This window comes from Nocardia farcinica (genome assembly GCF_029867845.1).
Classification (GTDB): domain Bacteria; phylum Actinomycetota; class Actinomycetes; order Mycobacteriales; family Mycobacteriaceae; genus Nocardia; species Nocardia farcinica_A.
Genome location: NZ_JARWRU010000535.1, coordinates 1 through 5,152, shown reverse-complemented (window position 1 = coordinate 5,152; position 5,152 = coordinate 1). Strand labels below are relative to the sequence as shown.

Sequence of the window (5,152 nt, the reverse complement as noted above, 5' to 3'; positions counted from 1 at the left end):
GGGCGGGGGGGGCGCGTTTTGTTTAAACCCCCCCGGGGGGCGGCGCCCCCCCGGGGTTCGCCCCCCCCCCCCGCCCCCGCCCGGCGGACCGGTTGCCCGGCCGCGGGGGCGCGGGCCCGTGCGCCCGGTGGCGGCATGCGCGTGAAGGAGTGAGACGTGGACGCGAACGGCGGGCGGCCCGCCGACGGGCCGGTCGGGCTCGACCTGGTGGCGCCGGAGATGTTCGCCCCGATGCTGCGCAAACTGACGCTTGCGGTGATCGGCGCGGGCGTCGGCGCAGGCCTGATCGCCGCGCTGTTCCTGTCCTGGCCGGTCGCGCTGGCCATCGGCCTCGTGGTCGCGGTGCCGACCGCGCTCTCGGCGCTCGCTCTCGGCCGCCGCCGCATCTGGCTGACCGGTGGCGTCGTGCACGCGCGCACGCTGCTCGGTGAGCAGCGGATCGAGGTGGCCACCGCCGACGGGGTGGAAATGCTGGTCTACCCGGGCCGGGTGAGCCGGGGGGCGCTGCGCCTGACCGGCGGCGGGCGGCGCCAGCTCATCCCGCTGGCCATGTACACCGACACCGGCAGCGGACGCGAGCTGCACGTGCTCGGCCTGCGCAGGCTGGCCGACGCTCTCGCCGCGGGCAGCACCGCCACCACGGTGGCGGTCTCCGAACTGCTCGTGCGGCAGTTGCGCGCCGAGGCGAGGGACGCCGGACTCCAGGAGCGGCCGCTGTACCGCGCGGCGCGACTGGCCCGCGCCAAGGACTACGTCTCGCCCATCGTGCTCACCGATCGCGAGGTCGCCGAACTGCTGTGACCGGTCCCGGTTTCCGCGCCGCGCCGTAGGTGCGCGGGCGGTGTGTTCCGTAGCTCACCACCCGGGTCCGGCGGGCGTGAGCATCGCTAGGGTAGGCAGCGACACGTCGTCGACCCCGAGGAGTTGTGGTGAGCGCCGCCGAACGGAACGCCCCCGTCACCGTCACCGTCACCGGTGCGGCCGGGCAGATCGCCTACGGCCTGTTGTTCCGCATCGCGTCCGGGGCCATGCTCGGCTCCGACACCCCGGTCCGTCTGCGACTGCTCGAGATCCCGGCGGCCGTGGCCTCGCTCGAGGGCGTGGCGATGGAGCTCGAGGACGGCGCCTTCCCGCTGCTCGATTCGATCGACATCAGCGACGACCCCGAGGTCGGCTTCGCGGGCGCGAACGTGGCCCTGCTGGTCGGCGCGCGCCCGCGCACCGCGGGGATGGAGCGGGCCGACCTGCTGGCCGCCAACGGGCAGATCTTCACCGAACAGAGCAGGGCCATCAACGCCGTCGCGGCCGGCGACGTGAAGGTGCTCGTCGTCGGCAATCCGGCCAACACCAACGCCTTCATCGCGGCGAGCAACGCCCCTGACGTGCCCGCGGAGCGGTTCACCGCCATGACGCGCCTGGACCACAACCGCGCCATCGCGCAGCTGGCCGCCAAGACCGGTGTGCCAGGCGCGGAGATCCACCGGATCGCGGTGTGGGGCAACCACTCCGCCACCCAGTACCCCGACATCACGCACGCCACCGTCGCGGGCAGACCCGCCCTGGAACTGGTCGACCGGCAGTGGCTGGCCGAGGAGTTCATCCCCACCGTGCAGCAGCGCGGCACCGCCATCATCCAGGCCAGGGGCGCGTCCTCGGCGGCGAGCGCGGCCAGCGCGGCCATCGACCACATCCACGACTGGGTGCTCGGCACGCCGGAGGGGGAGTGGACCTCGATGGCGGTGCCCTCGGACGGCTCCTACGGTGTGCCCGAGGGGCTGATCAGCTCGTTCCCGGTCACCTGCGCCGACGGCCGCTACCGCATCGTCGAGGGCCTGGAGATCGACGAGTTCTCCCGCGACCGCATCGAGGCCTCGGTGGCCGAACTGGCCGCCGAGCGCGACGCCGTCATCGGCCTCGGTTTCGCGGGCAAGGACTGAGCCGCACCGGCTCGTCGTCCGGCTCAGCCCACCGTCCAGGTCTCCGGGCCGTCGAGCAGCCGTTGCAGCGAATCCGGTCCCAGCGGTGCGCGTTCGGCGGCGGCGACGTTCTGCGCGCGCACCCCGTCGTCGTAGGTGGGCCGCTCCACGCTGCGCAGCACACCGGTGACCACGTGCGTCAGCTCCTGATCGCCGAGGCGGGCGAGCGCGTAGGCGTAGCCGGGATCGTCGCAGGCGGCGTCGTGGACCACGATCTCGCCGGGATCGACCTCGGCGGTGCGCGCCACCGTCAACCCGAAACCCGAACGCACCACGGCGAATTCGCCCTCGGCGCCGAAGGTGATCGGCTGTCGGTGGCGCACCGGGATCAGGTGGTCGGCGGCGTTGTCGCGGCGCAGCACGTCGAACGAGCCGTCGTTGAAGATCGGGCAGTCCTGCAGGATCTCCACGAACGAGGTGCCGCGATGGGTGGCCGCGGCGCGCAGCACCTCGGTCAGGCCCTGCCGGTCGGAGTCCAGCGCCCGGGCGGCGAAGGTGGCCTCCGCGCCGAGGGCCACCGACAGCGTGTTGAACGGGTGGTCCACCGACCCCAGCGGCGTCGACTTGGTGACCTTGCCCCGCTCGGAGGTCGGCGAGTACTGGCCCTTGGTCAGCCCGTAGATCCGGTTGTTGAACAGCAGGATCGTCATGTTGACATTGCGGCGCAGCGCCTGGATCAGGTGGTTGCCGCCGATGGACAGCGCGTCGCCGTCACCGGTGACCACCCACACCGACAGATCCGGCCTGGTCACCGCGAGCCCGGTCGCGATGGCGGGCGCGCGGCCGTGGATCGAGTGGATGCCGTAGGCGTCCAGGTAGTACGGGAACCGGCTCGAGCAGCCGATCCCGGACACGAACATCAGGTTCTCCCTGCGCAATCCGAGTTCGGCGAGGAAGCCGCGCACGGTGGCCAGGATGACGTAGTCGCCGCAGCCGGGGCACCAGCGCACCTCCTGGTCGGAGGTGTAGTCCTTGGCCTTCTGCGGCGCGTCGGCGGCGGGCACGCCGGAGACCCCGGTCAGGCCGAGGTCGGCGCGCACCAGCGGCGAGGGCTCCATGATGGTCATCGGTCACTCCCGAGGTAGCAGGCCCGTGCGCGGGCGGTGAAGGCCTTGTCCTGTTCCAGATCCGCCAGCGAGCCGTCCAGCGCGGCGTCGATCACCCCGACCAGCTCGCTCGCCGAGAAGGCGGTACCCGCGATCTTCGTCCACGGGCGCACGTCCACCACGTACCTGGCACGCAGCAGCATGGCCAGTTGGCCGCCGTTCATCTCCGGCGCCACCACCGTGCGGTAGCGGCGCAGCACCTCGCCCAGGTTCGCCGGCAGCGGGTTCAGGTGGCGCAGGTGCGCCTGGGCGACCGGGACGCCCCGCCGCCGTGCCCGCCTGCACGCCTCGCCGATCGGGCCGTAGGAGCTGCCCCAGCCGATGATCAGCAGTTCCGCGCGGCCGTCGGGGTCGTCGACCACCACATCGGGCACCGTGATGCCGTCGATCTTGGCCTGCCGCAGCCGCACCATCAGCTCGTGGTTGGCCGGATCGTAGGAGATGTCGCCGCTGCCGTCGGCCTTCTCCAGACCGCCGATACGGTGCGCGCGGCCCCGCGTGCCCGGCACGGCCAGCGGCCTGGCCAGGGTCTCCGGGTCGCGGGCGTAGGGCAGGAAGGCGGGTGCGTCCCCGTCGGCGTGCGGCTCGAAGCCGGGGTCGATCGGGTCGAGGGCGGAGACGTCGGGGATGGACCAGGGCTCGGAGCCGTTGGCGATGGCCCCGTCGGACAGCAGCAGCACCGGGGTGCGATAGGTCAGCGCGATCCTGGCCGCCTCCACCGCGGTGTCGAAACAGTCCGCGGGTGAACGCGGCGCGAGCACCGCCACCGGGGACTCGCCGTTGCGTCCGTACAGCGCCTGCAACAGGTCGGCCTGCTCGGTCTTGGTCGGCAGGCCGGTGGACGGCCCGCCGCGCTGCACGTCGATCACCAGCAGCGGCAGTTCCGTCATCACCGCCAGGCCGATCGTCTCGCTCTTCAGCGCGAGGCCGGGACCGGAGGTGCTGGTCACTCCGAGCGCACCGCCGAGCGCGGCCCCGAGCGCCGCGCCGATGCCGGCGATCTCGTCCTCGGCCTGGAAGGTGGTCACGCCGAAACGCTTGTGCTTGCTCAGTTCGTGCAGGATGTCCGAGGCCGGGGTGATCGGGTAGGTGCCGAGGAAGACCGGCAGCCCGGACAGCTGCCCCGCGGTGATCAGCCCGTATGCCAGGGCGGTGTTGCCGGTGATCTGGCGGTAGGTGCCCGGCGGCAGGGCGGCGGGCGCGATCTCGTAGGTGGTCGCGAAGGTCTCGGTCGTCTCGCCGTAGTTCCAGCCCGCCCGGAACGCCAGGATGTTCGCCTCCGCGACGGCGGGGACGGCGGCGAACTTCTCGCGCAGGAAGCGCTCGGTGCCGCCGAGCGGGCGGCCGTACATCCACGACAGCAGGCCGAGGGCGAACATGTTCTTCGCGCGCTGGGCATCCTTCTTGCCGACCCCGGCCCGCTCGGTGGCGGCGAGGGTGAGCGAGGTCATGGGCACCTGGTGCACCACGAAATCGGCGAGCGTGTCGTCGGTCAGCGGGTCGGCCGGGTAGCCGACCTTGGTCAGCGTGCGCCTGGTGAACTCGTCGGTGTTGACGATGACCGTCGCTCCGCGCGGCAGATCGCCCAGATTGGCGCGCAGCGCGGCCGGATTCATCGCCACCAGCACGTCGGGCTGATCGCCCGCGGTGAGCACGTCGTAGTCGGCGATCTGGATCTGGAACGACGACACGCCCGGTAGCGTGCCCTGTGGCGCGCGGATCTCCGCGGGGAAGTTCGGCTGGGTGGCCAGGTCGTTGCCGAAAGCGGCGGCCTCGTGGGTGAAACGGTCGCCGGTCAGCTGCATCCCGTCGCCGGAATCACCGGCGAACCGGATGACGACCTGCTCCAATTTCTCGCTCGCCGTGCGTGTTCCGGCAGTACGGCGGCGATCGTCGTGGTGCGCATCCATGTGCCTGCTTCACTTCCTCGTCGCAGAGAAGTCGCATGAGAAGGTGCCTCTCGCCAAAGTACTCCGACGTGGCCGGGCAGGGTGGGAAAGTGGATTCCGTGCCGGGAAAACGCCCCTGTGCGGCGGCTGTCCGCGGGTCGGGCGTGGCGCGGGCGGCGCG

General features: G+C 72.1%; 4 protein-coding genes. 2 read left to right on the top strand and 2 right to left on the bottom strand.

The annotated features are described in order from the left end of the window. Positions 1-156 precede the first annotated feature (156 nt). Together QH283_RS11635 and QH283_RS11630 are read left to right on the top strand one after the other, a co-directional pair. Entirely contained in the window at positions 157-801 is a 645-nt protein-coding gene (locus tag QH283_RS11635) for a hypothetical protein (protein WP_280503023.1), read from the top strand. Positions 802-929: 128 nt separating this feature from the next. Next, a complete protein-coding gene (locus QH283_RS11630) occupies positions 930-1,937 on the top strand; it encodes a malate dehydrogenase (protein WP_280503022.1) in 1,008 nt (335 codons plus the stop codon). Between the two features lie 23 nt (positions 1,938-1,960). Here the strand turns inward: QH283_RS11630 and QH283_RS11625 are convergent, their stop codons facing one another. Both QH283_RS11625 and QH283_RS11620 read right to left on the bottom strand, forming a co-directional pair. Then, positions 1,961-3,034, bottom strand: a complete 1,074-nt coding sequence (locus QH283_RS11625) for a 2-oxoacid:ferredoxin oxidoreductase subunit beta (RefSeq protein WP_432420711.1) — start codon at positions 3,032-3,034, stop codon at positions 1,961-1,963. Between the two features lie 5 nt (positions 3,035-3,039). Beyond that, positions 3,040-4,992 (bottom strand): 2-oxoacid:acceptor oxidoreductase subunit alpha, encoded by a 1,953-nt coding sequence (locus QH283_RS11620; protein WP_280503020.1) that lies wholly within the window; start codon positions 4,990-4,992, stop codon positions 3,040-3,042. Positions 4,993-5,152 lie beyond the last annotated feature (160 nt).